Source organism: Gryllotalpicola sp. CP2-P1, from assembly GCF_057512245.1.
In genome coordinates, this window is record NZ_JBLRDT010000004.1 from 1 (window position 1) to 25,400 (window position 25,400).

The 25,400-nt window shown below is 65.0% G+C and carries 18 protein-coding genes; 4 read left to right on the forward strand and 14 right to left on the reverse strand.

What is annotated here, in order from left to right:
• On the forward strand, positions 1-654 hold a 654-nt coding region (locus tag ACM2XV_RS00795), incomplete at its 5' end, for a cation diffusion facilitator family transporter (RefSeq protein WP_487025662.1).
• Positions 655-843: 189 nt separating this feature from the next.
• On the opposite strand, the gene ACM2XV_RS00800 is transcribed toward ACM2XV_RS00795, so the two are convergent.
• The 4 genes from ACM2XV_RS00800 to ACM2XV_RS00815 form a co-directional block, all read right to left on the reverse strand.
• Positions 844-2,142: an FtsX-like permease family protein gene (locus ACM2XV_RS00800; protein WP_487025663.1), complete on the reverse strand. Its 1,299-nt coding sequence runs from the start codon at positions 2,140-2,142 to the stop codon at positions 844-846.
• A 14-nt stretch (positions 2,143-2,156) separates the two neighbouring features.
• Entirely contained in the window at positions 2,157-2,918 is a 762-nt protein-coding gene (locus tag ACM2XV_RS00805; RefSeq protein WP_487025664.1) for an ABC transporter ATP-binding protein, read from the reverse strand.
• Between the two features lie 90 nt (positions 2,919-3,008).
• Complete coding sequence (locus ACM2XV_RS00810; protein ID WP_487025665.1) at positions 3,009-3,965, reverse strand: SDR family NAD(P)-dependent oxidoreductase; 957 nt, start codon at positions 3,963-3,965, stop codon at positions 3,009-3,011.
• Between the two features lie 162 nt (positions 3,966-4,127).
• Entirely contained in the window at positions 4,128-4,715 is a 588-nt protein-coding gene (locus tag ACM2XV_RS00815) for a cupin domain-containing protein (RefSeq protein WP_487025666.1), read from the reverse strand.
• A gap of 333 nt (positions 4,716-5,048) precedes the next feature.
• On the opposite strand from ACM2XV_RS00815, the gene ACM2XV_RS00820 reads away from it, so the two are divergent.
• Positions 5,049-7,802 (forward strand): helix-turn-helix transcriptional regulator, encoded by a 2,754-nt coding sequence (locus tag ACM2XV_RS00820; protein ID WP_487025667.1) that lies wholly within the window; start codon positions 5,049-5,051, stop codon positions 7,800-7,802.
• Here the strand turns inward: ACM2XV_RS00820 and ACM2XV_RS00825 are convergent.
• The 10 genes from ACM2XV_RS00825 to ACM2XV_RS00870 all read right to left on the reverse strand — a co-directional run bounded on the left by ACM2XV_RS00825 (position 7,799) and on the right by ACM2XV_RS00870 (position 22,858).
• The gene (locus ACM2XV_RS00825; protein WP_487025668.1) at positions 7,799-10,513 is read right to left on the reverse strand and encodes an ATP-binding protein; all 2,715 of its coding nucleotides are present in this window, start codon (positions 10,511-10,513) and stop codon (positions 7,799-7,801) included. The genes ACM2XV_RS00820 and ACM2XV_RS00825 overlap by 4 nt on opposite strands.
• A 95-nt stretch (positions 10,514-10,608) precedes the next feature.
• Positions 10,609-13,353, reverse strand: coding sequence for an AAA family ATPase (locus ACM2XV_RS00830; protein WP_487025669.1), 2,745 nt, complete (start codon positions 13,351-13,353; stop codon positions 10,609-10,611).
• A 202-nt stretch (positions 13,354-13,555) separates the two neighbouring features.
• Positions 13,556-14,506, reverse strand: a complete 951-nt coding sequence (locus ACM2XV_RS00835; protein WP_487025670.1) for an alpha/beta hydrolase — start codon at positions 14,504-14,506, stop codon at positions 13,556-13,558.
• A gap of 169 nt (positions 14,507-14,675) precedes the next feature.
• Complete coding sequence (locus ACM2XV_RS00840) at positions 14,676-16,547, reverse strand: Na+/H+ antiporter NhaA (protein ID WP_487025671.1); 1,872 nt, start codon at positions 16,545-16,547, stop codon at positions 14,676-14,678.
• Positions 16,548-16,591: 44 nt separating this feature from the next.
• Entirely contained in the window at positions 16,592-17,572 is a 981-nt protein-coding gene (locus ACM2XV_RS00845) for an SLAC1 family transporter (RefSeq protein ID WP_487025672.1), read from the reverse strand.
• Positions 17,573-18,496: a ketopantoate reductase family protein gene (locus ACM2XV_RS00850; protein WP_487025673.1), complete on the reverse strand. Its 924-nt coding sequence runs from the start codon at positions 18,494-18,496 to the stop codon at positions 17,573-17,575.
• Between the two features lie 64 nt (positions 18,497-18,560).
• Complete coding sequence (locus tag ACM2XV_RS00855) at positions 18,561-19,532, reverse strand: GlxA family transcriptional regulator (RefSeq protein ID WP_487025674.1); 972 nt, start codon at positions 19,530-19,532, stop codon at positions 18,561-18,563.
• A gap of 37 nt (positions 19,533-19,569) precedes the next feature.
• The gene (locus tag ACM2XV_RS00860; RefSeq protein WP_487025675.1) at positions 19,570-20,661 is read right to left on the reverse strand and encodes an SMP-30/gluconolactonase/LRE family protein; all 1,092 of its coding nucleotides are present in this window, start codon (positions 20,659-20,661) and stop codon (positions 19,570-19,572) included.
• Positions 20,662-20,714: 53 nt separating this feature from the next.
• Complete coding sequence (gene poxB / locus ACM2XV_RS00865; RefSeq protein WP_487025676.1) at positions 20,715-22,445, reverse strand: ubiquinone-dependent pyruvate dehydrogenase; 1,731 nt, start codon at positions 22,443-22,445, stop codon at positions 20,715-20,717.
• Positions 22,445-22,858: a GlcG/HbpS family heme-binding protein gene (locus tag ACM2XV_RS00870; RefSeq protein WP_487025677.1), complete on the reverse strand. Its 414-nt coding sequence runs from the start codon at positions 22,856-22,858 to the stop codon at positions 22,445-22,447. Before ACM2XV_RS00870 ends, poxB begins: the two co-directional genes overlap by 1 nt.
• Before the next feature lie 229 nt (positions 22,859-23,087).
• Between ACM2XV_RS00870 and ACM2XV_RS00875 the strand changes: the two genes are divergently transcribed.
• Together ACM2XV_RS00875 and ACM2XV_RS00880 are read left to right on the forward strand one after the other, a co-directional pair.
• Positions 23,088-24,338 (forward strand): LVIVD repeat-containing protein, encoded by a 1,251-nt coding sequence (locus ACM2XV_RS00875; protein ID WP_487025678.1) that lies wholly within the window; start codon positions 23,088-23,090, stop codon positions 24,336-24,338.
• Positions 24,339-24,356: 18 nt separating this feature from the next.
• Positions 24,357-25,346, forward strand: coding sequence for a zinc-binding alcohol dehydrogenase family protein (locus tag ACM2XV_RS00880; protein WP_487025679.1), 990 nt, complete (start codon positions 24,357-24,359; stop codon positions 25,344-25,346).
• The last annotated feature ends 54 nt before the right edge of the window (positions 25,347-25,400 follow it).

Below are 25,400 nucleotides of genomic sequence, written 5' to 3' on the forward strand. Positions count from 1 at the left end.
ACCGCGCAGGCCGCCGTGCTGCTCGCCGTCGGACTCTTCGTGCTCGTCGAGGCGATCCAGCGCCTCATCACGCCGCCCCAGCTGCAGAGCGAGGGTCTGCTGATCTTCGGCGTCATCGGCCTCGTCGGCAACCTGGTGTCGATCGCCGTGTTGAGCGGCGGCCGCGCGGCGAACTTCAACCTGCGCGCCGCGTTCCTCGAGGTCGTGAACGACGCGCTCGGGTCCGTCGGCGTCATCCTCGCCGCCATCGTGATCCTGACCACGGGCTGGCAGGGGGCGGATGCCGTCGCGGCGATCCTCATCGGAGTGCTCATCCTGCCCCGGGCCTTCCGCCTGCTGCGCGAGACGGTCGACGTGCTGCTCGAATCGGCCCCCGCCGGCCTCGACCTCGACCAGGTGCGCAGTCACCTGCTCGGCATCGAGCACGTCAGCGAGGTGCACGATCTGCACGTGACTCAGATCGCGACGGGCCTGCCGGTGCTGACCGCGCACATCACGGTCGACGCCGACTGCTTCCGCGACGGCCACGCCCCCGGCATCCTCGACCAGCTGCAGGCCTGCGTCGCCGACCACTTCCCGATCAGCGTCGAGCACTCGACCTTCCAGCTCGAGCCGGCCGCGCATCAGACGCACGAGCACACGCCGCACGCCTGACCTGCCGCAGCGCTCCGAAACGAGAAAGCGAGAACCGGCCGGAACGAGAGCAGGCCCCGATCTCTCGGGGCCTGTCGTCTTGGTGGGTTACTTGCTAAATTCGACAGCCCAAGTGGCTCAAGGGAAGTTTCACGTCGGCAATGGGCTCATCCTCCGACGTTCGACCATTAATCCTCGTGCGTTGATCCTCTATTCGGCCAGGCGTTGCCGAGTTGCGAGGATCATCGGGACCAGCGAGGCTGCAAGGAGCAGAGGCAAGGACACTAGCGCCGCGCCGAACAGGATCGACACCGCAAAATGTGGGGCTGTCTCCGGGCGAAAACCAACCAATGCCGCCCACTCAGACAAGCCTGTCGCTACGGCAACGATCATGGTCAAGAGCGACGCCGACACGAGAATGACAAGGCCTTCCAGTACCGCCACCGCGAGCGCAAGCCCATGCGTGCCGCCGATCGCGATTAGGGTAGCTATTTCGCGAGCCCGATTGCGCGCCGTCATGAGCAGTCCCGCCGCGGAGCCGACCGCGGCAAGCAGGACGGGGCCACCCAAGATCAGGCCGACGGTTCCAGCCGAGATACTCCCTGAGCGCAGCGCCGTCGCGACGGTCTGCTGGCCGGAAATCAGGCCCACGGGCAACCCGAGAGCAACGACCAGAGCCGCAGATGTGGAGCCGCCCTGGCCGATCACCGTGATGGCGTTTCTTCGAGCCACCTGGAACGACACGCTCAGCTTTGCCGGAACTAGAGCCGCCCATGCGCGCGTGGTCGGCGCTGCAACCTCCGCGCCCAAGACCGATACCGCCGCCACTATGGCCGGACCGATGAGCAGCGACTGCGCCGCCCCGTGCGCCAAGGACGACGGCAACTCCAAGACCATCTCAAGGGCCAAGGCGAGCAGTAACCCTGCGACGACGAGGCGCCATACGCGACGGATGCTTGTCGATGACCGCGACCGCTTTGCCTCGAGCACCGTCGCTAGGCCAGCCGCCCGCGCCGCGGACCCTCCACTGACGATGACAATGAGGACAGTCGCTCCTGCGACGATAGCCGACCCGGCGACCGACTCGGTGATGAGTACGTCTTCGAGACCGGAGGAGCCCTTGAGCCATTCCCTGGTCAGGTACGGGGCCACGAACCCTCCGACGGCGGATCCGATGGCAGCTCCAACAACTCCAACGATCCCGGTCTGAGCACGGACGATCCACGCGATGGACCGGGGCGTGAAGCCTACGACTTGCCATAAGGCGTAGCTTCGCCGCTGCGACGCCACGGTCTGGCGAATCACCGCAGTCAGAACTGCCAGCACTGCGATCAGCGTGAACACAGTCGCCGTTCCGGCCACTGAAAACAAAGCCAACCCGCGCACGCCGCCAGCGTGGAGGCCCGACTCGATGAGCGTCCCGGGGACGGATCCGGCGGCCGCGGCAGCGGCAGTCACCAGAGCAGCGCTCAACCACTGGAACCAGGACATCCGCAGGTCTGCAGCCAAGAACGACACAGTTTTCATGCGCGGACGCCGGCCGCTTCTACAGCCTCGAAAACCTGCCGGGCTGTTGGGCGCTCGAGTTCCGCACGTATCTGACCGTCGCCGAGCACCAGTACCCGATCCCCCAGTGCTGCCGCTTCCAAGTTATGAGTCACCATCACGACCGATCGGTCAGCGGTCGCAAGCGTACGCAGAATTCCCAGAACTACGTCCGCCGCACGGGAGTCAAGGGCCCCGGTCGGTTCGTCAGCGAACAAGACCCTCGGTCGCGTCGCGAGTGCACGTGCCAGAGCAGCTCGCTGCTGCTGGCCCCCTGACAGTTGCGCGGGCAGACGGCGGGAGACTCCTTGAAGTCCGACCGCTGCCAGCACGGTCTCGACGGTTGCGCGGTCGGCGGGCCGGCGCGCAAGCCGGGCCGCGATCAAGATGTTTTCAGCCACCGTCAGGGCGGGCAGCAAGTTGTACTGCTGAAAGAGGAATCCGATTCTTCCGCGGCGAAACTTCGCCAGCTGCTGCTGACTCAAAGCCAGCACGTCCTTGCCCTCAATTGAAAGGGTCCCTTGCCTGGGCCGCTCCAGCGCCGACAGGCACGTGAGCAACGTCGTTTTGCCGGAACCACTCGGTCCAACGATGCTCAACATCTCACCGGCCCGGACGTCAACATCGATACCGCGAAGCACCGCCGGCTCGACCGAGGTCGGCGGCACGTACCAGTGAGCCAACCCCCTGGCAGTGATGAGGGGCCCAGTCATGCGCGCACCGAACCAGGTGACAGACATCCTGAGACCCCGACGGTCTTCGGGACTGCCCGTTGGCCGCTGAGACTGTCGCCTCGGCGGAACGAACCCAGGTCCATCGCTGGCGCCACGTCAGTCATCGGAAAGTGCGTCCTGGGCACGGTCCCACAGACGCGCGGCCGTGTCCGGGTCCACGGACCATCGGGCTACCCCCGAAGGAGCGTCCGGGCCACCCTCGACGACAGCGGATTCCTGATTGTCAACAAAATACCCACCTGTAACGCCCTCGACCAGAGGCGAACCAGCCAGCAGAACGGACGTCGCCGCGCCTTGCTCCGGCGTCTTGTAGTAGTCAGGAGTGACCAGGTCACCCGCCTCATCCATCGCACCCAGCGCCCGCATGGTCTGATCGGGCACATGGCGCTGAATGTTCGTGTGAATGAACCCGGGAGCAACCGCGTTAGCCGTCGTTCCCTGATCAGCCCAGCGCTCCGCCACGCCGACTGCAAGGAGCACGTCCGCTGACTTTGACTGCGAATACGCCACCCACGGGTCATACGCGCGCCGTTCAAAATGCAGATCATCAAGGTCAACGCCTGCACGCAGTTGCGCCCCTGAACTCACCGTGACAACCCGCGACGCTTCAGCGGCCGCCAACGCTTCACGCAACCCGGTAAGGAGCGCGAAGTGGCCAAGATAGTTGGTCGCGAGTTGCATCTCCCAGCCCTGCGCGGTCAGCTCGCGCGTCGGAATCGCCATCACGCCGGCATTGGCAACGAGCGCATCGACAGGTCCGGACCAGCCGTCCACGAACGTGCGCACGCTGTGCAGATCAGAAAGGTCGAGATGACGAGCCTCGATGTCTCCCCCAAGGTCACGCAACGCCGCGGCCGAGCGCTCGTTGCGCACGGTGGCAGTCACTTTCGCTCCGGCCTTCGCCAGAGCGGCCACTGTGGCAAGACCGAGGCCCGATGCTCCGCCCGTGACGATCACGCGCTTGCCCGTCAGGGACACACCGGCGAGCACTTCATCGGCGGTCGCGCGAGCACTGAATGGGGTACGAAGCGGGCGTTCCGGAGCCGTAGTCATGGGAATGAACTTTCTGGTCAGTTGGGGCGGCAGGAGCAGACGACTGAAAACTGGATGGCCGATCGGGAGCCGATCGCCTGATTAGTCAGCGTCGCTAAAGTCGGCGGCGTTGCGCCACCGCAAGTCGGACGCTGACCGCAGAGATCGTGTAAGGCTCACGATTCACGATCCGTTCGTAGTCTCGGGTGCAGCGTCGGCCTCAGGGTTGATTTCAATTCCATACCGGGCAGCAATTTCGGCAAGTCCTGGAAGCGGATGCTCTAAGTCGGCGCGCGCGGCTGCTCCCGGCTCAAGCGGCAATCCGACGTCGCGAACGAACCCTTCGATCGAACCGGGGCAGTGAATGCTTGTGAAGCGCGCGAATGCAGCTGTGACGGCGATCTGGTGTACGACGCCACGGGGAATGAAGACGCTTGTGCCGGGACCCAGCGACGTCACGGCTCCGCCAGCTGTCAGTTCAATGCGTCCATCCAGCACGATCAGGGAGAGGTTTGAGTCAAGGTGACGGTGGCTCAGGGTTCGATACCCGGCAAAGCACTCATGCTCAAGTACCGCGATAGCGCCCTGGGTGGCGCGACCTGAAATGCGATGACGGACAACCGAGCCGCGATAGGTGAACACCGCCTGCTCGTCTCGGTCAGCGATCACCGGGGAGTCGCTCGAATGGTCGGGAGCGAGTGGCACCTGTTCCTCCTTGATTGACCAGCCGAGGCGCGCACGCACCGTCGGTTTTGCGACCGGATTGCGCAACGCTTCCCCGCTTGGCAGTCAGAATCGCGCTGTCTCAGTAGCGGGTCCGAAAAGGACACTCGCGGGTAGACGGGGAAATGGTCCGCACAAACTCGGACACTCTTCCCACATCTTTGACGACGCGCCGACGGGCGGAAAGGAGGGCGGGCCGCTTCCCGACGCGGTCCTACTGAGGAGCGAGAGGCATCCGTCGCCGATAACTGTCATTCGACAGTAGCGTTGGCTGTCCCGGCACCCGCACACTGGGACCCGACGAGGGACCGGCACGAAGAAGAACCGCCCGCCGGCGCCTGCTCCTCAATCAATCGCTGCGGGTCACCGAGGAGGTCGATAATGCCAGACAGTGCCATCGGCGGCCTGGTCGGACGCAACGACGAACTGTCCGTCCTGACCGATACGGAGCGGTATCCGGGGCACGTGTACGTGTATGGGTCGGTCGGCAGCGGAAAGACTGCGCTGCTGAACGCCGCAGTCGAACGACTTACCCGCTCTGATCCGGCATTGACGGTCCTGTCCGCGAGGTTTCCCGCCTTTCAGTCCAACGAAGCCTTCGGCGGCCTTTACCAGATCGTCGAGCCAATTCTTCGTCAGCGGGTACTCGCACCGTCCGTGCGCGACCTGGTCGAATCGACGTTCTCGGCTCCAAGCACGCGTGAACAGGCCGGCTCCGAGCGCGAAGCCGCGTTTGCCGCGCTTTTCGCTTCGGCGATCGCGGCGGCGCCGCTGCTGCTGGTGCTAGACGACTTCCACTACATCGATCGGGATTCTCGGCGGATCATCACCGCCGTTCAGCGGCAGTTGGCGACGTCCGAGCGGCTTCGGGTTATCGCCGCCGGAGCGGACGATGGTGCGCTCGCCGCGGCGACCGGCTGCTTTCGCATGCTTGCCCTCGCTCCATTGTCGATGGCCGATTCCGCCCGAATTCTCGACCGCCTCCCCGATCCTCCACAGGGGCTCGCACGCCAGCTGACGCTCGCTCAGGCCGAAGGAAACGTGGGGGCACTTCTTGCCATCGCCTCAACCACCGTCCCCCAACCGCCCTTCTCGCCCGAAAGCGCGTCGTCGACGACGCCCGGTGCTGGGGCGTGGATACCGAACTTGGCGTCGTTGCCATCTGAGACGCGGCGCTTCCTCCTGCATGTCGCGCTCGCTGAGACAAGACTCTCGATTCGCGCCATCGCCGCTGCGATGGACACCCCGCAAAGCACCGATCTCTGGCGACCGGCGGAACTCATGGGCCTCGTCAAGGTCGCGGCCGACATCGTGGTGTTCGCACATCCAACGTTGCGGCCAGCTGTCGTCGCGGACTCGTCATCGACCGAGCGGCTAGCCGCCCATCGCAACCTGGCGCGAGCGTATCCACGTCGGTCAATCGAAAGCCTGCTTCATTTGGCGGCCGCCACGCCAGGGCCCGACGACACCGTAGCCGCGCAGTTGCTTTTCGCTGCCGAGGCAGCCGAGGAACGGGGCGGCTACGCCGACGCTGCACGCGCATATGCGGCTGGCACCACGCTCGCAAGCGATGACGTTCAGCGAACGAACGCGGCAGTGCGGGCGATGACATGCGCTCAGCGCTCCGGTGATGCCAGCCTGATTGATCGCACTCACGAGATCTACGAGCGGGAGCTCCACATGCTCACCTCTTCGGAGGACGTGGCTATCGCGATTGCGAAACGGCATGGCGAGCACCTTCAGCAGCGGCGCGCAATCGACGTGCTGCGCCGCTTCGACGAGAGCGAGGCAGAGAAGCCTGGACCGCGGAGCCCGGACTTCGTGGTGACCGCCGCACGAATTGCGTTCGACTCGGGGCGCCCCTCGGACTTCGCCTTCGCCCGTGACTTACTACATCGCGCTGTCGTGAACGGGCACGGAATCCGGGCCGGCTCAATCGAGTGGGAATGGGTGAGCCTTGTCACCGGAGTGCCGAGCACAGAGCCGGTCGAGACCGAGGCTCGACCTACTGTCGAGACGCTTCTCCTGAACGCCAAAGCGGTATCGCTTCGGGCAAACCCCCTTCGGGCCTGCGAACTCTTCGAACAGATCTTGTTTCGCGTGGACCCGTCACAGGCGACCGGCGTGATTCGAGAATCCGCGGTGCCCTACGCACTTGCGCTCCTCGAGGTTGGTCGCTTCGACGACGCCGAGTCGTGGCTGCGCGACACTCTGGACATCGCCGTCGTCGCCGCCAGCCCGCGGCTAGAGCTGCAGACAGCCGCCATACTCGCAAAGCTGCTCGCGGACCGCGACCATCCCCAAGAAGCGACGCGTGTCCTCGACGGCGCACTGCATCGACAAATGCAGGTCGATCTGACAGACAACGCATTTACCGATCTGCTCCTGGCAAGTGCGCGGTCGGCGATTTGTGCTGCCGAAGACGACCTCGACACTGCGTATTTCATCGCGGCTCAAGGATTTGGCCCTGAGGGGCGCTCACGGCACTACATCGCCAATCAACTTGCGCTGCCGGAGCTACTAGCGCCGGGCGTCCGCCTGGGGCACGAGTCCGAGCTTTCCCGACTTGTCGAAGCCGCCTGTCGAACATGGATGGCGCGGGGGCTCACCGTCAGCGCCTTGTTTGAACACGCCCTCGCAGTCAGCATGGCCACAGACGATCCCGAGGAGCTCTTCCGTTCTTCTATATCCCGCGCCTTGGCCACTTCACGTCTGACAAGGGCGGCATTCGCACGCGCGGATTACGGAGCCTGGCTACGCCGCCAGCGCCGTGCAGGCGAGGCGCGCGAGGTGCTTCAAGCGGCCCGCGAGTTCTTCGTCAAGGCCGGCCTCCGTCGCCCGGCTTCCTGGGTTGAGATGGAACTGCGAGCCGCCGGTGACGTGAGCGCTGCGGCGCATGTGGAGGCGATTCTCGCGCCCCTCACACCCCAGCAGCAGCAGATCGTCCGTCTGGCTGCAGCTGGTCTGCGCAACGAGCAAATCGCGAAGCAGATGTATCTCTCGACGCACACGGTGCGTTCCCACCTGTACCGAGTATTTCCCAAGCTCGGTGTCAACAGCCGCCAGCAGCTGCGAGAGCTCCTGCACGGGAGCAGTAGCGCCGCGGACGGGGACACACAGGCGCGTACGGGTTAGGGCAGCACCTCTCGAGCAGGGCGTAGGGCGGTCGCGAGCTGCGACCGCCTGCTGATGCCGAGCTTTGAGAAAGCCGAGTGAAGGTATGCGCCGACGGTTCGATGCGACAGGTACACCTGATCCGCGATCTCTTTGTTGGTGAGCCCTTCGGCCGCGAGCTGGGCGACTAGTAGTTCCTGTGCGGAAAGCGCGGACGATGTTTCTTCTCGAGCCAGGGATGCGTTGTCCGCGACGCCGGCCGCACGCAACTCGGCGCGGGCTCTCTGCGCCAACGGGGCGGCGGCGTTGCGCTCAAAAGTCTTGAGCGCCACCGAAAGGTGCCGTCGCGCCTCGATTATCCGCCGCTCGCGTCGCAGCCATTCACCGAACGCCAACTGGCAACGCGCATACTCCAGAGTCGCACCAGCGTCTTTACGGCAAAGCGCCTGCTCGAGATACTCTCCTGCCGCGTGACCGCCTGAGAGCAGCGCGCGCGCACGCAGCACACAGATCCAAAGCCGGTTCGAGCGTTCTGCACGCACGGAGGTTGTCGCAAGTTCAAGCCACTGGCGCAGTTGGTCGAAATCGCCAGCACGAGCTGCCGCATCAGCGATGTCCGCGCCTGCCCACAGCCCCACGGGGGGGTGCTCGAGCGTCTTGGCCAGCGCCGCCTGCGCGTGCAGATTGCGGCCGCCATTCAACGACACAACGCCTTCCGCCCACGCAGCTATGGCCGTGACCCTCGGGACGGCCCCAGGCAGTTGCGCGACTGCCGCAAGGGCCGACTGCGCACTTTCGTCCTCACCGCGGGCGGCCCTGATTCGCGCGACATTCGCGGCGGCGAGAGCGCCAACGATGGGTATGCCAAGGTCGCCGCCGATCCGCATTGACTGTTCGGAGTCGGTTAGTGCCGCGTTCAGGTTGTCCGTGAATCCCCTCACCGCGCCGCGATTGGCGAGCACGACCGCCTCGTCGCTCACGCGACCGCTCCGGTGTGCGGTCTCCGCTGCGCGTGACCAGACCTGCTCCGCCACTTCGAGTTCGAGTGAGGCTTCCGCCGCGAACGCGAGTGTGGCTAACGCCGGGGTATAGGAGTCGAACAACGGGGACGATAGTTGCGCGGATGCGATCTGCGCGTCGAGCGGGCGACCTGCTGGGTCCAGTAGCGAAAGGCCGATAATGCGCTGGTGCCGCGCTCGTTCGTCCACGCCGGGGTCGATCTTCGACAGCTCATGCCTGACGGAACCGCATACGCCCGTCTCCCCGACCTGGCCAATGAAGCATTGGGTCGCAGCCCAAACCAAGACCTCGATTCGATCGCTGGTGCGGCCGAGGTTGTGGGAGATATTCACGAAGTCCTGCGCAGTTCGGCCACTGAAGTCGGCAGTGCTGCCAAGGAGCCAGTCGGTCCTCGCGTGCCGAAACAGGGTCTCTTCGTCACCGCTTGCGTCGGCTGCCGACAAGCGCAGGTACTGCGCCGCACGTTCCGAGGCTCCGGCCTGTCTTGCCGTCTCCGCGGCCGACACCATTCGCTGCGCGCGTTTGCCGCGTTCTGGCGTGAGATCTGCCGATCGACGCCACGCCTCCATCGCTTCGGACAGCGCACCACGCCGTGTTGCCTCCTCGGCAAGCTTCTCGAGCGCCGCGGCGACGGCGTCGTCTCGGCCGATGACGGACAGTGCACGGTGACGCAAAGCGCGTGCCGGTTCCGCTATAGCTCCGGCAAGCGCCGCCTCTACCGCGCGCCGGCGCGCAGGATCGGTGTTGTCGTAGAGGGCTGACCCGATCAAAGGGTGGCGGAACACATAGCTGGGTCCCTCTGCCCTTATCAGGCCGATATTTTCTGCAGGCGTGAAATCTGTAGCGTCTAGCCCCAAGGCAGTCGCCGCCAGATGAAGTTCGTCGACGCTAACGTCCTCGCCGGCTGCGACGAGAACCAATGCATCACGGGCGCGCGTCGGAAGGAGCGCGATCTCGTAAAGAAACGCTCGTTCGATTCTCGCCGTCGTTGCCAGCCGGTGTCCATCGCCTATGGACCCGGGATCTTGCTCGGCTGTGCCAGTCAACTCGGTAAGTGCCAGTGGATTTCCCTGCGCGAGCGCAACGATCGCGCCCTGCTGCTGAGGAGAGAGAGTGGTCGACCTCTCACGCACCAGTGCCGCGGAGTCTGCGTCCGAAAGCGGGCGGATCTCCAGAACGTCCGAGAAAGCGGGGCGCAAGTCGCGATACGCGCGTCCGCTACGAGCTGTGCCTACAAGCAGCACGCGCAGCCGTTGAAGTCGCGGAGCAAGAAAGCCGAGGATCTCGGTCGTCGATTGGTCAATCCAGTGGAGATCTTCCACGATCAACATGAGCGGCTGGGACTCTGCTGCCTCCTCGATCAGCCCGAATGTCGCGATGCCGGTTATGAGCCGGTCCGCTGGCTTCCCGTCGGTAATGCCGAAGGCGACCGCTAGGGAAGCAGCCTGTCTTGAGGGCAGGTCACCCAAGCCACCGAGCAATGGGTGCAGCAGCTCGTGCAATCCTTCGAGGCCGACCGCGGAGCCCGAGCGGATTCCATGAGCGGTGAGAACCCGGAAGCCTCGGGCGCGCGCCATCTCCGCGACAGCGTCGGCGAGGGTGCTCTTGCCGAGGCCAGCCTCTCCGCGTATCAAGACGGCCGCACCACTGCTGTTGAGGGCGTTGGCGATGGCGCGGCGAAAGAATCGAATCTCGTCGTCTCGGCCGTACATCTGTCTGCGTCTCTTTTAGCGGGATTAGTGCGGGCGGGTTACAGGAAGCTCGTCCCTGGGTCCGGCCGGGCCGGGGCCGTTGTCTGGCGGACGGTTCACGAGGGCGGCGAGGCGGGCGCTGCGTCCAGAATTGTCGCGAGCAAGTCCCGGAGCTGCTGACGGTCCGTCACCCCCAGCTTGGGATACAAACGGTACAGATGTGAGCGCACCGTGTGCGGGGAGAGGTACAGCCGCTCGGCTATCTCGGAATTGCGCATCCCATCAGCCGCAAGCCGCAAGATCTCGCGCTGATGCTCACTCAGGCCAGCCAGCACGTTCTGCTGGTCTGCGCCAAAGCCGGGTCCCACACCTGCCGCGCGTAGTTCCTCGGTCATCCATGCGGCTTGCTGCCGCATGTTTTCGCGCTCGAAGAATGTCTTCGCCGCCCTCAGATGGTCTCGCGCTTCACGATCTCGCCGCTTGCGGCGCAACCAGACGCCGTAATCCGCATTCGCGATCGCAGCACACACTGCCCATTGGTCCGTGGCAGGGTTGCTCAAGACCGCATCGAAGTATCGCTCCGCCTTTTCCTCCGCACCGAAGAGAGCCTGTGCACGGTCAAGGGTGAATTGTGCGTATTCCGAAACCTTCCCAGAGGCCGCGTGAAGCGTGCCAGCCAGGCGGAGCGCAACACCGCGTTCGCCTCTGCGGGCTTCCAAAGTGGTCAGCACCGACAGGGACTGGAACGCCGACCACGGATGCCGCGGACTACCGTCGGGATCAAAGACCGCCTGCGCGACGGCGTAGGCGCCGTCAATATCTCCACGCGCGGCGAGCAAAGCCGAGCGTGCCTGATGGAGGAGCACATCGGAGAAGCGGTTGATGTCAAAGTTCACCGTGTCGTTCCGAGCGAGCGCGTCATCCAAGATGGCCTGCGCCTCCTCGGATCTCTGCTGAGAGCTCAGAAGCATGCTCAAGACAGCGGCCGCCTGCAGCTCAAGCTGTCTAAGGCCGCGTATCACTGCCACTTCCAGGCTCTCGCGTGCAATCTTCTCGGCCTCTGCGGCGCGCCCCGAATGCAGAAGGCACAGCGTGTAGGGCACGGCCATATCACGTAGGAGTCCAGCGCCCTGCGCCACGTCGACCCGATAAAGCGCGAGCTCGAAGAACTCGCACGCGTCGCGCGGCGCGTCGCTCACCCACGCGTCGAGGCCGCCGAGGACAAGGTCTCCGACGTCTCGAACCGAGGCCGGGTCTTGCCTCGAGCCACTTTCAACGTCCAGGACACTCCGCGCGAATTTACGGGCCGATGACTCCAGCCAGTCGGCGTCGCCGGAGCGGTCCCAATGCCCCACAGCGAGGGCAAGCGCTTGTCGCAGCTCGGGAGCACTCGTGGCCAAGACGATCTGGGCGGCGCTAACAGCGACGGTTGAGGCATCGCGAGTGCTGGGTCCTGCCGCCTCCAGCGCTGCGAGCATCTTGTCAACGGCATCAGACTGGTCGAATTGTTCGGAGCTACTTCGTGCCATTACCGTCAGCGCGCCCGGCGACCGATGATCATCGCCAGTCGCGCTCCGATTTCCCAGAAGCCTTTCGACCGCATCGCAGTCCCCGGCCCTGTCGGCTGCCTGGGCTGCGCGAACGTAGAGCTCGTCGGAATCAGGCCGCGGTGCAAAGCTCGCCGCCGCCTCGAACAGGCGCGACGCATCCTCATTCGCGAGTCGGCTCTCCGCGGATCTCGCCGCGCGAGTGACGGTTCGGATCGCCTCTTCCCTGTCACCACCCGCTTCAGTCTCGAGAGCGCGCGCTAGGCCCTCCACGGACCTTGGCGGATAGAGTTCCGCGACCTCACGCCGCGCTTGCGCTTGTTCGCGCGGATCGGACGTCGCGAGCAGAGCTGTGCGTACGAGCGGATGGGTGAATGCGGGGACGCCATGCACGATTCGCACCAGCCCGGCCGCTTCGCCCTCCGCCCAGCGATCCGTCTCCCCGTTCGGATCGAACGGGGCCGCAAGCCGCAATAATGCGTCCCGACTGTCGGCCAAGGCGGTACACAGCAGCAGCGACCTGGTAGCGGCCGACAGATCTGCTACCGCGGCAGACCAGTGAAACGCCGACTGCAACGCCTTCCACACTTCGGGGCTCGAGGGGCGCGATCGCCCGACGAGGACGGCAGCGTTGGCGAGCAATGCCGTGGGATTGCCGTCGGACCATTCGAGGATCTGTCGGCGCACCCTTCCGCGCGTGCCGGGAAACGTGCGATCGAGCAGGCGCGCCGACGCCGCCAGCGTCAGCGGGCGAACGTGCAGCAGTTGTACTCGACCGCTTGCGGCCTCATGCGGAGTGTCGCGCACACAGCCGGCCAAGAACCACATTCGCGGATTGGTGCCGACGTGATCGGCGATGAATGTCAGAAGAACCTCCGACGGCGAGTCGATGTACTGCAGATCATCGAGTATCGCGACAATCGGGACTTGCTCGAGAGCGGTTGCGAAGAGGCGTCCAAATGCGATCCAACGCGCGAGCGTTGTGATCTCCGCGTTAGAGCCTCCCGCGAGCGTGTCATCGATGATGGTCCATTGCTCTTCGTCCTCGGTGAAGCCAGCTTCGAGCAGTGGCTTCACGACTTGGCGGATTGCGGCGTATGGGCGACCGCTTTCGGACGGGTCGCACGCTAGGCGCAAGACGAGGGTCGTGGCGTCGCCCGCAGCAGCCTTCGAAGCGGCTGCTTCGAGAAGCGCAGTCTTGCCAATCCCGGCTGGCCCGTATAAGTAGACGCCGCCGGGCAGTGGCGGGGGTTTCTCCATCATTGCCAGTTCCGCGTCGCGTCCGACCAGGTCGTTGGCGAGACGGGTGGGCACAGTTGCTCCTTCGGGTTGTGGCGGCCGAAGCGAGCCGCATTCGCATAATAATGCGGATGCGCAGAAAGCCCTTGCGCCCGTGGATCCGTTGGTGATACGTGCGGCGAGCGGAGTGCCGACGCGATGGCGCGGCGACCGCTCGTGCTGACACGACGGCGGCCCGGAGGCGAACGCCTCCGAGCCGCTGCAGTGCGAGTCTGGTCTAGGCGAACGCCTTCTTCAGCACGTGGATCGCCTGCTCTACCGCGCCGGTGGACGCGTCGCTCGAGCGCAACGGGTTGAGCATCATGAAGTCGTGGATGATCCCGTTGTACCGGACGCTGAGAGTCGGCACGCCGGCCTGGGTGAGCTTGGCAGCGTACGCCTCGCCCTCGTCCCGGAGCACGTCGTTCTGATCGACGATCACGAAGGCGGGCGGCAGACCCTGAAGGTCTTCGAGCGACGCGCGCAGGGGCGACGCGGTGATCTCGTCCCGCTGCGGACCGTTGTCGGGGATGTACGCATCCCAGAACCAGGCCATCGCCTTGGCCGTCAGGAACGGCCCATCCGCGAATTCGCGGTAGCTCGCGGTGTCCTGGGCAGCGTCAGTGACCGGGTAGAACAGGAGCTGGTGGATGAACTTCACGTCTCCGCGTTGCTTCGCCATGATGGCAAGCGCCGCGGTCATGTTGCCGCCTACAGAATCACCGGCGACGACCAGCCGAGCGATATCCAGCCCTTCGGCCTCGGCATTGGCAGACAGCCACTTGGCGGTGGCGTACCCCTGCTCAATGGCGACCGGGTAGCGAGCTTCCGGCGAACGGTCGTACTCGACGAAGGCGAGGGCTGCCTTCGCGCCGTCGGCGAGCTCGCGGATGAGCCGGTCATGGGTGCCGGAGTTGCCGAGGATCCAGCCGCCACCGTGCATGTACAGGATCACCGGCAGCGGGCCAGTCGCATCCTTGGGCCTGATGATCCGGACCTGCACATCGCCGACCTCGGCGGGCACCGTGACCCACTTATCCTCAGCGACTGCAACCTTCTCGATCGGCGCGGCCTGGACGTCGTCCAGAACCTTGCGGGCTGCTTCAGGTCCGATCTCGTAGAGGAACGGCGGTGTTGCGGTCGCGTCAGCGAAATCCTGCGCTTCCGGCTCCAAGACGTGGTTAGCCATGATGGGGCTCCTTTCGGGTGAATGTGGGACGCGTAGCGTTGCCACAAAACTCCCACCGGACGAGGCCAGTTGAAATGGCGACCACTCAACAAAACCGTGGACGCGTTGTGGGGCCTTCCCCACTGAGTGCTCTTCGGCTCCAACGCCGCCCGTCTCACAGCAACAGCAGTTAGGCCGTACCCGGTGTCGCCAGGATCTGGTCCCGGGCCACGCGCACCGCCTCCCTGAGACTCTCGGCATCATAGGCGCCGTAGTGGCGTTGCCCGTTGATGAAGAACGTGGGGGTGCCGGCGGCGCCGCTCAGGTCCGCACTGACCACGTCATCTTCGACTCGTTCGCGATCCGTGCCGCCGCGTATGGCGTCGGCGAACGCTTCCTGGTCAAGGCCCAGGCGCCCTGCGTATCCGATCAGGTCCCGCATCGTAAGCGCCTGCTGGTTGCTCAAGAGGAGGTCATGCATCTCCCAAAACAGGCCACGACGCGCGGCAAATTCGGATGCGACGGCCGCTAGCTCGGCATGCGGATGTACTTCGGTCAGTGGCAGGTGCCGCCATACGAAGCGCACATCCTCGGCTGCGGTGAGGTCACGTACCGAACGCTCGGCCCGCCCACAGTGAGGGCACTCGAAGTCCCCGTACTCCACGACTGTGACGGCTGCGTCCTCCGAACCACGAACGTGGTCACGCCGCGCATCGACCGGGGGAATCAAATCGACGCCGTCCCGGGCATCGCCGAGGATCGCTCGAGCGCGCACGCGGTCAGGTAGTCGCGAGGTCGCGCGGACCACTAGCCAGGTCACGCCGGTCGAAAGTGCGGTCGCTGCGAGCAACGCCGCCTTAGCTTCGTCAAGCAGCGCTCCGTGAAAGGCCAGGCTTGCGACGAGAACCGCAACCGTGAATCCGACACCGGCGATCGTGCCGCTACCCGCGACGGCCGCCCACCCGACGGGAGCCCGCAGTCGACCGCGAGACAAGCGGCTCAGCACCGCCGTGGAACCAATGACAGCCACAGGCTTCCCTACGACATACGCGACGACGATACCGATCACGATGGGCGATGCGACCGCATCCTTGATGAAACCAACGTCGATGCGAACGCCGGCGTTGGCCAACGCGAACAGCGGCACGATCACGAAGCTGGCCCATGGGTGCAGACGTGTTTGCAGGCGCTCATTTGGCGACGTCGTGCCGACAAGTGACGCAGCCGCCATCCGTGCCAGGCGGGAAGTCGGCTGCTCACGGAAGCTGCGGAAGATGCCGCTCGCATGCTCGAGTCGGGCCCGGTCCGGCGTGTAGGCCGGCGCAACGAGTCCGATCGCGAGGCCGACCACAATCGGGTCGACGCCAGACGTCCATACGAGCGCCCAAGCGGCGGTGGCGACGATGAGCAGTGCAAACCCCGGCACCCGGGCCCACCTCATCAGCAGCGCGAAGGCCGCGAAACACGCTGCTCCTGCGGCGAGCTGCAGCAACTGCACATCCACGCTGTAGACGCAGGCGATGACCACCAACGCAACCAGGTCATCAACGATGAAAACCGTCACGAGGAAAGTGCGCACCCGCTCGGGAAGACGCCTGCTCACGGCGGCGAGCAAGCCGAGAGCAAGCGCGGTGTCTGTGGACATCGCGGCGCCCCAGCCATGTGCGCCGCCCGAATGGAGATTGATGAGGAGAAACAGGGCAATCGGCAGCGCCATCCCGGCGAGACCCGCCGTGAATGGCACAACCAGCTGCCGGCGGTCGCGCAGAGTTCCGAGGTCGAACTCACGACGCGCCTCGAGGCCGACCACGACGAAAAACAGAGTCATCAGACCCTGAGTCACCCACGCGTGAAGCGTCAGATCGAAGTGACTGGCGCCCACGCGAACGCCAACGGGTGTGTCCCAAACCGCGGAGTAGCTGGCGGGCCCCAGATTTGTCCACAGCAGCGCTATGACGATTGCGCCCACCAGTACCACCGAGCTGGCCGCTTCGGTACTCGCAAATCGCGCCAACTGGGCCGCCACGCTGCGCGACCACATAGTGCGTTCGGACGAGGCCACGGATCTCATCGTGTCAGACCGTCGCTGCGGCGGTGAGCCGCTCACTAGCGCTTGCGGCGCAGCACCAACTGCAGCGATCGCACGGCGATGGCGCCGATGATGACTGTCGCGACTCCAACGCACAGCCACCCCAGTGTGGTCCCGGTCGCTCCTCCAACGAGCGATAGCAACCGCACGCCATAGGTGCCGCTGGCCGCCGTCGTGAAGGTCAGTGCCCAATAACCGAGGGTGAAGGGCCCGCGCAGGTATCGACGAATCAAGAACACATGAGGAAGCAACAATGCTGCCATCGTTCCGAGCAGCAGCAGGTGTGCCGAGTTCTCATGCGGCCCGGCGATAACCCACCATGCGTTTCCGGCCACAGCGGGCGGTGCGGAGAAAATCGCGAGGGTGGGCAGCAACGGCGTCGGCAGCTCGGGGCCAGTTGCCAATCGAACTACGAGCATTCCGCCGAGGAGCATCCAAAAAAGCAGTCCCGGCGCCAGCAGGACCATCGCGAGAACCAGATGACCTGTGTAGGCAGCTGACTGTGCAGCGATGAGCGATGCGGCGACGGTCGGCAGAAAGTAGCCGCCGTGAAGCGTCGCGGAGGAGCGGGGCACGGTAAGCAGCTGCGAGATGAACCACGACCCAAAGGCGGCCCACGCTGCCAACATGCACCAGACGACGACCTCGCCAGCGACCGGCAGTTCATCGGCTAGGCGCGCACCGAACAGCGACCCCGCTGTGGGAGCCAGCGCCGCAAACGGACCGAGCACGGGATGCCGCAGGTCCTCACCGACTTGGCGCCACGTGGATCCGGCTCCGTAGCGTACGAGGGTAAGCACCCAGATCAGCGCCGCGATGATCCACAGCACATCTTCAACGGCGCTCGGCGCGTGCAGGAGCGCCTGGGCCGCACTCCATGTCCCCGCGAGTCCAGACAGTCCGAAGCTGATACCGAGAGTGTTCAGCGGGACACGGGGGCGCTGCGAAGCAGCAGGCGCAGCAACAGATTCGCTGGCCGTGACCGGGGAAACGGACATCTAGGACCTCTGATCTTCTGGGCGGTGAACGGCGGGGACACGGGGGCGCAGCGACGTCAGCAGCGCATGCGCCGTGCGGATCGTTGGGGACGCGACGCCTGTGGCGCTAGCGTGGCTCAGCAGCGCGCCCGTAAGGAAGTCGGCTTCGGTGCGGCGCCCTGCGCGCACGTCGAGCTGCATCGATGACGGATGCCCGGCGGGCAGTTTTGCGATTCGTTCGGTCATCCGCGTGAGTTCATTTGGTGCGAACGTGACGCCGCTTGCGTTGGCGATGGTGATTCCTTCCGCAAGCATCTGGTCGACGACCGGCGCGATGCCTTCCGAGCGCATCACACCGGAAGTCTGATCGGTGATTGCGGTGATCGTGTTCACCGCGGCGTTCATGATGAGCTTTCGCCACGCGCCGAGTTCAAAGTGCTCGTCCAGGGTGATGGGAATCCGCGGGCCCATCAGGCTGCGAAATTCGGCAGCCGCCTGGCCCGCGGGTAACGTCACGCTTCCCCAATCGTGAACTTCCACGAGATCTGGCCCAAGCCGCTCCGCTGCGACGTACACGGTCGCCGGAAGGACGCGCTCCTCCTCGATCCACTCGCGCACACGGGCGGCGTGGTCGATGCCGTTCTGCGCGACTACAACGCGCGTCACGGGGCCGATGAGGCGGCTGAACCAAGGGCCGAGTGCACCGACATCAACGGCTTTCGTGGAGACGATCACCCAGTCCGCCGGGTTCGCGGCCCGCGGATCATTCACCGTTGTCGCGTCGACAATGTGCTGCTGATTGCGATACCGAAGCCACATCGGCGTTGTGCCTGAGCGCCGACAGAGCACGACGTCGGAAGTCTGAGACACCGCGTCGGCGAGCGCGGTGCCGATCGCGCCCACACCAAGAACCGCGACCGACGGCCGTCCTGAATTCTGATTCACGCCGCGCCTCCATAGAGTCGAGCAGACTTCTCGGGCCGCCGACTGTTCGTCGCGTTGAATCGGCTCATGAGGCGGCCGCATAGGCGGCGTGATCGTCAATGCGCCCTAAGGCGCCGCGCGACTCGCGCTGGTATTGCGCGGCGGGCATGCCTACGGCCGCATTGAAGGCGCGTCGCAGCGACTCCGTTGACCCGAAGCCACAGCGAATCGCCGTGTCCGTCACGGTGTACCCGTCGCGTAGGAAACGTTGTGCAAGGTCGACGCGGACCCTTTCGAGGTACTCCCGAGGTGTGGCCCCGACCGCGTCCCTCATAGCGCGGCTGAGATGCCGCGTGCTGACACCGACGGCTGCAGCCAGGTCCTTGGTGTTCCTGATTCCGGCGGGGTTCGTGAGGATGCATGACAGTGCCAGCCGACTCAGAGGTGAACCGGCTCCTCCTGGCCCCGCTGTTGCGGCAAGAAACGCGGCATACCCGTCACCGCGGCTCGTGCCAACGAAGTCGCCGGCGACGATTGCGGCCAGCTCACGCCCCAGGTCCTCCTCCAGGATGCGCACGGCAGCGTCGATCACGGCAGCTGGGGATGCGGTCGTGTAGATATCGCGGTCGATGACAACGTCGCCGAAAGGTTGGACCGCGACGTCGGGGTAGCGGCCAGCCAGCGCAGCGACGTGTCGCCAATGCGTGGTCGCCTTGCGACCGCTGAGGACGCCCGCCTGAGCCAGAACGAAGGCACCGCTGCCAAGCGCGACAACCCTGCGTGCCCGCGCGCACAATGATCGAACCGTGTCCGCTACCTCCGGCGAGACCTCGCAGGAGCCGGCCGGGTCCTCGGGGCCGGGCACGATCAACGTCTCCACCACGCCACCGAACGAGCCACTGCGAACCTGTGCGACTGGCTCACCGCGGTCGTCACCTAATGTCCCATCCGCGGACATGATGCTCACTTCGTAGGGAGCGCCGGCCCTGTTTGCGATACGGAATGCCTCCCGCATCACGAGCGCCTCGAATCCGGCCGCCCCGGCGAATGTGAGCACGCCGACTCGGTATCGCGTGGGCATCGGTCGTCCGCTGCTAGCGCTCACGGCGGGCGAGGCGAATAGGCGTGCTGTCCGGAACCGGGACACGAAGGATGAGGTACGGTGCGATCCGGTCGTCGACCCCGCCGTTGAACAGCGGGCTGCGCGGCAGCTGGTTGACGCTGACATACAGATATCCGTCGGAAGCCAGAGAAAGCGTGTCCGGCCAGAGCATCTTCGGCCCGTGCAGCACGGTGCTCCAGGTGCCGTCTGCGGCAAGTTTCATGACGGCGCTGTGCTCGTACGCGGTTGCGTACACGCTTCCTTCCTGGTCCGACTCCATTCCGTCCGAAGCACCCTTGTCGCCGTGGCGGACAAGGGTCGACACGACTTCCTCCTCGGTCGAGCGCCGGTCGATGAGCACGTCGGTGGCGACTGAGTAGAGACGGCGGCTTGAGAGCGGGCAGAAGTACAGTCGCGAGCCGTCCGCGCTGATCGCGATGCCGTCGGCGCCCACTTCGTAGCCCTCTCGGACAACGCCCTGAACGATGGCCCGGAAGCCGTCCTCCGCGCGAGTTGAGACGTGTCCGCGCAGCTTCGACCACGACTCTCCCGTCTCCAAGTCCACGATGATGAGAGCGCCGACAGGCTGCGAGTCGGTGATGTACGCGTAGCCCGCACCGCCTCGCGAGAGGTCGAAGCGCACATCGTTGAGATAGGTCGTACCGGTGACGGCCCCGCCCGTCACTGGAATGATGCGCACGATTTCATTCGTGGACAGGTCGACCTGGACCAGCTTCGGCCCGTTTTCGACGAACGGGCCGAAAGACAAGCTGCCGGTGTCGAGCAACCACAGGTCCCCTGCCGGGTCGACGACGACGCTTTGCACGCACACGAGGTGGTCTCCAGCAGTCGCCGGCGACCATGCGTTCACGTCGGCGTTCGGGTACGGAACTGCCGTGCCGTCCACAATCTCGGCGACGGTGTACGGCACGTCATCTCCCCAGCGGGGGAACGAGACGAAGACGCGGCCAGTATCGGAGACGGTCACCCCTGTGGGCATGAAATCGGCGAGCTCGGCGACGACTTCGTAATCGGGCGCGACCCAGGAGCCGAGCGGCGTGGGTGAAGAGCTGTGAGCAGTCATGATCTTCTCTTTTCCGGAAGTGTCGGAATAGCGGGGTGGTTGTTCGCGCGTCTCTATGCGAGGATGCGGCGCGCAACATTCGTGGTCACCAGGTCGAGCAGTTCGTCGCCCTGGCCTGAAAGGATCGTGCGGATCGAGTAGAGCGCGAATCCCTTGGCCTGCTCGAGCGAGACGGCAGGCGGAACGGACATCTCCTGCCGCGCTGTGATCACTTCGATCAGAGCAGGCCCGTCGTGGTCGAGGGCTGCGGTGATCGCCTCGTCGAGTTCGCTCGGCCGCTCCGCTCGGACGGCGAACATGCCGAGCGCGTTCGCCACGTCGGCGAAGACCGGATTCTCCAATTTGGTCGCCCAGTTGACGATTCCGGCCGCCTTCATCTCCAGCTCGACAAAGTTCAGAGACCCGTTGTTGAAGACGACGATCTTGACCGGCAGCTTGTTTTGAATCGCTGTGATCAGCTCGCCGAACAGCATGGTCAAGCCGCCGTCACCTGCAAGGGCGATGACCTGCCGTTCTGGATGGGACGCTTGTGCACCGATGGCGTGAGAGAGCGCGTTGGCCATCGTGCCGTGGTTGAAGGAGCCGAGCAGCCGCCTCTGCCCGTTCATCGTCAGATAGCGCGCAGCCCACATCACGGGCGACCCTGTGTCGCAGGTGAAGATCGTGTCAGCGTCGGCTAATTCGTCGATACGTGCCGCAACTGATTGCGGATGCATCGGGGTCCGGTCGCGATCGGGCGACGCGAGAGAGTCCAGGCCGGATCGGGTGCGCTGATAGTGGCGCACGGCGTGGTCGAGGTGCTGGCGGTCCTGCTTGCGCTCAAGCAGCTCGAGCAGCGCAGGAACGGTATCGATGACTGTCCCGACAAGCCCCAGATCGACGTTGGCGCGCCGGCCGATATGGGAGCCCTGAATGTCGAGCTGGATGATCTTGGCCGACTCGGGATAGAACTGCCGATACGGGAAGTCGGTCCCGAGCATGAGCAACGCGTCACATTCGGCGATGGCTTTGTAGCCGGAGGCGAAGCCCAGCAGTCCCGTCATGCCGACGTCGAACGGGTTGTCGTATTCGACCCACTCCTTGCCGCGCAGGGCGTGCACGACAGGAGCCCCGAGCGTGTCCGCGAGCGCGACGACCTGGTCATGCGCTCCCCGGCAGCCTGCCCCCGCGAGAATGGTCACGCGAGAGGCGTTGTTGAGGATATCGGCTGCGTCGCGCAGGGCCGCAGCCTGCGGCAGGCAAGCGGACGGGGACTTGCGCACCTCCCGCGCTGCGATTTTCGACATCGTGGCGAGGAACACCTCGCCCGGGACGATGACGACTGCCACTCCGCGCTCCTCGATCGCGGTTCGCATGGCGATCTCAAGGATGCGCGGCGCGTTCTCTGCGCTGGAGATGAGCTCGGCGTACACACTGCACTCGCCGAATACGACCTGAGGGTGAGTCTCCTGGAAGTATTCGGATCCGATCTCGCTTCCCGGGATCTGTGCCGCGATCGCGAGCACGGGAACCCGACTGCGCTGAGCGTCATAGAGACCGTTAACGAGATGGGTGTTCCCGGGACCGCAGCTGCCGACGCATACCGCAAGCTCTTCGCTCAGCCCGGCGTCTGCAGCTGCGGCGAACGCCGCGGCCTCTTCGTGGCGCACGTGGATCCAGTCGATGGATCCGTCGCGCCGCAGCGCATCCGTGAAGCCGTTCAAGGAGTCTCCGGGTAGCCCGTAGACGCGTTTGACCCCGCTGGCTCGCAGAGTCGCCACGAAGTGGTCCGCGACGCTGGTCATTAGGACGCCCGCGAGAAGGTGCTGACGGCGGCCAGTGCGATCTCCTGGTCCTGCTCGGGAGTTCCACCGCCGGAGCCGATGGCGCCGACGAGCTCATCTCCGACGAAGATCGGGACGCCGCCGGCGAGGAAGGTCAGCTGCTCGGAGGTGGCATCCCCGAGCGTGTAGAGGGGCGCGCCGGGCTGGATGGCGCCGACCAGCGCCTCAGTCGGAGCCTTGAAGAAGACGGCGGTGCGGGCCTTGGCGAAGCTCGAGTCGACCGAGACGAGCGGGGCGCCGTCCATTCGCTTGCTTGCGACCAGACGCGCACCGGTGTCCAGGACCGTGACAGTTGACGGGACACCGATCTGAGCGGCGTAAGCCACGGCCGCGTCGACGATCGAGGTCGCGGCATCCAGCGTGATATTCGACATAAGGGGACTCCTTGGCTTGAGAGCGGGCCGGCGGATTGCCGCCCGGCAGACAGGTTGCCGAATACGTTGTCGTGGCCGCATCGCACGTTCGACTGCAGCGCGAGACGACTCGCGACCGCGCCGAGATGCAGACGCTTGTCGGTAGCAGGCGCTGCTGGAGAATGGCGAGGCTTTCTCGAAAGTGCGTGCCGCCAAACGGGCGGCGTCAGCGGGAGGAGGTGCAAAGGCAGTGACAACTGTCAACTCGGTTGAGGCGCCATCCGTTGAGCTGTCAGACCGTTTCACTCCTCTCGGGCACAGCGACCAGGGCGGCCGGCCGGATGCAATGCAGCTCCAGTACTGGCGAGGCTGGGTCTACGTTGGTCACTTGTTTTCAGCCGGCTTCTCGGTCGTCGACGCCCGCGATCCCCGCGACATGACGCCCGTGCGGTACGTGCCGGCGCCCCCTGGAACGTGGAATATTCACTTACAGGCCGCGGACGACTTGCTGCTCGTCATTCACGCGAAAGACCTGTGGAAAGAGTTCAACAACGAGTCGAACTACTATCGCGGCTCGGTCGGCAATCGCGTATCGAGTGCGCAACGCGACTGGTCTGCGGGTGTTGCCATCTACGACATCAGCGTGCCTGCGCGACCGCGTCAGATCGCATTCCTTCCCGTAGACGGCGTCGGCGTGCATCGACTCTGGTATACGGGAGGACGCTACGCATACGCGTCTGTGCTCGCTGATGGATTCGCTGACTACATCCTCCGTGTCATCGATCTCGCCGAGCCCACGAAGCCGACCTGGAGCGGCCAATGGTGGTTGCCCGGCATGCACCAGTCCGCCGGTGAACGCCCCGATTGGGACTCCGACCGCTGGCGGTACGCCCTCCACCACGCCATCGTCTCCGGCGACACTGCGTTTGCCGCCTGGAGGGACGGCGGCCTGACGATTCTCGACGTCGCCGACCGGACGCAGCCGCGGCTGCTCGCACATCGCAACTGGTCGCCGCCATACGGCGGCGGCACACACACCGCGCTGCCACTACCCGGCAGAAACCTGCTCGTCGTGGCAGACGAAGCCACCGCAGACGAACTCGAAGACGGCCTGAAGTACATCTGGATCTTCGACATTCAAGACATGGGCAACCCAGCCTGCATCGCACGGTTCCCCACTCCGGACGACTCTGAATACGCCCGCAAAGGCGGCCACTTCGGACCGCACAACCTCCACGAGAACCGACCCGGCAGCTTCGAGTCCGAGGACCTCATCTTCGCGACTTACCAGAACGCTGGCGTTCGAGCGTTCGACATCAGGGACGCTCAGGCTCCGGCGCCGGTCGGAGCCCTGGTTCCGGCAGCCCCTGCCAAACTCGTCGACCCGCGGCCGAACCGGCCTCGAGTCGTGCAAACGGCAGACATCTACGTCACCCCGGAAGCGGTCGTATTCGCGACCGACTACAACGCGGGCCTCATCTCCGCCCAGTACGACGGCTAAGAAAGGACAACGATCAGCATGCGCGCTGTGGTCTTCACCAAGAACCTCCCCACTGACGATCCGAATTGCTTCATCGAGGTGGACGTCCCCCGACCGAAGCCGAAGGGCAGCGATCTTCTCGTGCGCGTGAAGGCGGTTTCAGTCAACCCTGCCGATGTCCAGATGCGTGCGAACAGGGCCCCCCAACAGGGCGGAACGATTCTCGGATTCGACGCAGCCGGCATCGTCGAGGAAGTCGGCGAAAACGTCAGCAGGTTCCGCCCCGGCGACGAGGTCTACTACGCAGGCAACATGCGCCGGGCCGGCAGCAATGCAGAGTTCCAGCTCGTTGACGAGCACATTGTTGGACACAAGCCGACGTCCTTGAGCATGACCGATGCGGCCGCACTTCCTCTGACGACAATCACCGCCTGGGAAGCCCTGTTTGACCACCTGGCGCTCACCGAATCCAGCGAAGGCACGTTGGTCGCCGTCGGAGCCGCCGGTGGCGTCGGTTCGATGATCACGCAGCTTGCCAAGGCGCGCACTCGACTCCAGGTCATCGCCACAGCGTCTCGAGACGACTCCGCCCGGTGGGCAACCTCCATGGGAGCTGACCTCGTCGTCGACCATCACAAGGGCCTGGCCGACCAGGTCCTCAAGCTCGTCCCGGGCGGCGCCGACTACGTCTTCTCCCCGTACTCCAAGAGCAACGTTCGGGAGTACGCAAAGCTCCTGCGCGTCGGGGGGCACGTGGTAGCCATCGACTCCGTCGGAGACATCGGTCCGCTGAAGATGAAAAGCATCGCATGGCACTGGGAGCTCATGTTCTCCCGCCCGATCTACGCGCCTCACGATGACTATCAGCACGTCCTCCTCGAGTCGGCGGCAGCGATGGTCGATCAAGGGATCCTCCGCTCCACTGCGACCGTGACCCTGGGCCCGCTCTCAGCGGAGACACTCCGTGAGGCACACCGCCAGGTCGAGACCTCCTCGACCATCGGCAAGGTTGTGCTCCCGGTCGAATAGGCCGCACGCACCCGACACGCTTCAGATCGGAGAACCGCTCAAATGCCTCAATCC